Genomic DNA, 2,340 nt, shown 5'->3' with positions numbered 1-2,340 from the left:
GCAGGGCGGCCCCCTCGCGGGGACCGTCCGCCAGGGCGGGGAAGAGAGAGGACACGCGGCGCACTCCTTACTGCCGGCCGCTGCCGGCTGCCGGGGACGACAGCGCCCTTCCTACACCAGCGCAACGGCGCGTGGCGGGCCTTGTTAGCCTCGCCACCGCACCCTCATCGAACCCGCGTACGACAGGGAGTCCCGCCGTGCCCCGTATCGCCCTCGCCACCTACGACCCCGGCCCCGGACCCGGCAAGGACTCCGATCTGCCGGTGCTGGTGCGGGCGCTGAGGGACGCCGGCGCCGACGCGGAGGCCCGGTACTGGGACGACCCGGCGGCCGACTGGGCCGGATACGACCTCGTGGTCATCCGCTCCACCTGGGACTACAGCTGGCGGGCCGCCGAGTTCGCCGCCTGGGTGGAGCGCACCGCCGCCCTGACCCGGCTGGCCAACCCGGCGTCCGTCGTGCGCTGGAACACCGACAAGCGCTACCTCGGCGAGCTGGCGGCGGCCGGGGTGCCCACCGTCCCCACCCGCTACATAGCCCCCGGCGAGACGGCCGGCCTGCCCACCGGCCACGAGTTCGTCGTCAAGCCGACCTCGGGCGCGGGCGCCCGGTTCGCCGCCCGCTACACCCCCGCCGAGCACGACACCGCGCTGCGGCAGCTCGCCCGGATGCACGCCGAGGGCTTCACCGCGATGGTGCAGCCGTACATGCCGGGCATCGACGTGCGCGGGGAGCGGGCCCTGCAGTTCTTCGGCGGACGGCTGTTGCACGCCAGCCGCAAGGGCGCCGTGCTGGCCCCCGGCACCCCCTACGACGCCGACAAGGTCGCCCACCCCGGTCTCGTGCGCTGGCAGCCGACCGCCGCCGAACTCGCGGTGGCCGAGAGGGCGTTGGCCGCCGTGCCGGGCACACCCGAGCTGCTGTACGCGCGCGTGGACCTGGTCGACGGCGACGACGGCGAACCCCGCCTGATGGAACTGGAGCTGGTCGAACCGAACCTGTTCCTCGGGCTGCACCCGGACTCCCTGCCCCGCGTGACGGAGGCGATCCTCCGGGCGGCCCGGGAGGGCTGAACTCCGTCCGCCTGCCGGACGGTTCGCCGTCGCAGCTGGACGCCCGGGGGTCCCGTGCCGCAGGCTGATCCCGTCAAGATCACGACGGGTCGGGGGAGTTGACGTGTCCAAGGTATGGCTGGTGACGGGGGCGAGCAGCGGGTTCGGCCGGGCGATCACCGAGGCCGCCGTCGCCGCCGGTGACCTGGTGGCCGGCGCGGCCCGCCGCCCGGAGGCGCTGGCGGACCTGGTGGCCGCCCACCCGGGCAAGGTGGAGGCGCTGCGCCTCGACGTGACGGACGGCGCCTCGATCGAGGCGGCGGTCGCGGACGTCCTGGCCCGGCACGGCCGGATCGACGTGCTGGTCAACAACGCGGGCCGCACGCACGTCGGCGCCGTCGAGGAGACCACGGACCAGGAACTGCGGGACCTGTTCGAACTGCACGTCTTCGGGCCGACCGCCCTGGTGCGGGCGGTGCTGCCGCACATGCGCGAGCGGCGCTCGGGCGCGATCGTGCAGATGAGCAGCATGGGCGGGCAGATGTCCTTCGCGGGCTTCGGGGCGTACAGCGGCACCAAGTTCGCGCTGGAGGGCATCTCCGAGGCGCTCGCCGACGAGGTGGCCGGCTTCGGCATCAAGGTGCTGATCGTGGAGCCGGGCGCGTTCCGGACCTCCCTGTTCGGCACCGGACGGGCCGGCGCCAGCCCCGACAGCGGGGTGTACCCCAAGGTGAGCGAGACCCGCGGGCTCGTCTCCGGCGCCGACGGCAGCCAGCCCGGCGACCCGGCGAAGGCGGCGGCCGTCATCCTGGCCGCGCTGGAGGCCGAGCGGACCCCGCTGCGGCTGCCGCTGGGCGACGACGGGGTGAACGCGGTCCTGGGCCACCTCGACCAGGTCCGCGCGGAGGTCACCGAGTGGGAGAAGCGGGCCCGGGCGACCGGCTTCGACGCGTAGGCCCCACGCGAGGGCCGGTCACCGGGGCGTCGGACCCCGGTGGCCGGTCCGGCCGCGGACGGCCGTCCGCTGGAGGAGGCCCCAGGTGAACTCGGCGACCAGCTCGTGCCGTACGCCCTCGCGGTCCGGTGCGGTGAGGGCCAGGGCCGACCGGGTGGGGGCCGTGCCCTGGAGCGGCCGGGCGGGGGCGAAGGCGCGGGCGGCCTCGTCCACCGTGCACGACCACGGCGTCAGGTCCTCCAGGGTGTCGAGGCGGGGGCCCGGCGCGTGCGGCGCCCGCACCAGCCACTCGTGGCAGACCCCGCCGACTACTGGCGCTACTTCCTGATCGCC

2 protein-coding genes and 1 pseudogene are annotated in these 2,340 nt (G+C 75.4%); 2 read left to right on the top strand and 1 reads right to left on the bottom strand.

Annotated elements, in window-relative coordinates; all coding sequences use genetic code 11:
- Window positions 1–197 precede the first annotated feature (197 nt).
- On the top strand, window positions 198–1,073 hold the full coding sequence (locus tag H5J33_RS31525; RefSeq protein WP_181798168.1) for a RimK family alpha-L-glutamate ligase: 876 nt from the start codon (window positions 198–200) through the stop codon (window positions 1,071–1,073).
- A 103-nt stretch (window positions 1,074–1,176) separates the two neighbouring features.
- Complete coding sequence (locus H5J33_RS31520) at window positions 1,177–2,007, top strand: oxidoreductase (RefSeq protein ID WP_181798167.1); 831 nt, start codon at window positions 1,177–1,179, stop codon at window positions 2,005–2,007.
- 18 nt (window positions 2,008–2,025) lie between these two features.
- Here H5J33_RS31520 and H5J33_RS31515 read toward each other — a convergent pair.
- Window positions 2,026–2,340, bottom strand: a pseudogene (locus H5J33_RS31515) (hypothetical protein); the annotation flags it as partial.

The sequence above is a fragment of the Streptomyces sp. WELS2 genome, assembly GCF_013870595.1.
In the GTDB taxonomy this organism is placed as follows: domain Bacteria; phylum Actinomycetota; class Actinomycetes; order Streptomycetales; family Streptomycetaceae; genus Streptomyces.
Note: the sequence above shows the minus strand (reverse complement) of the source record. Positions and strands in the feature narration are given on the sequence as shown.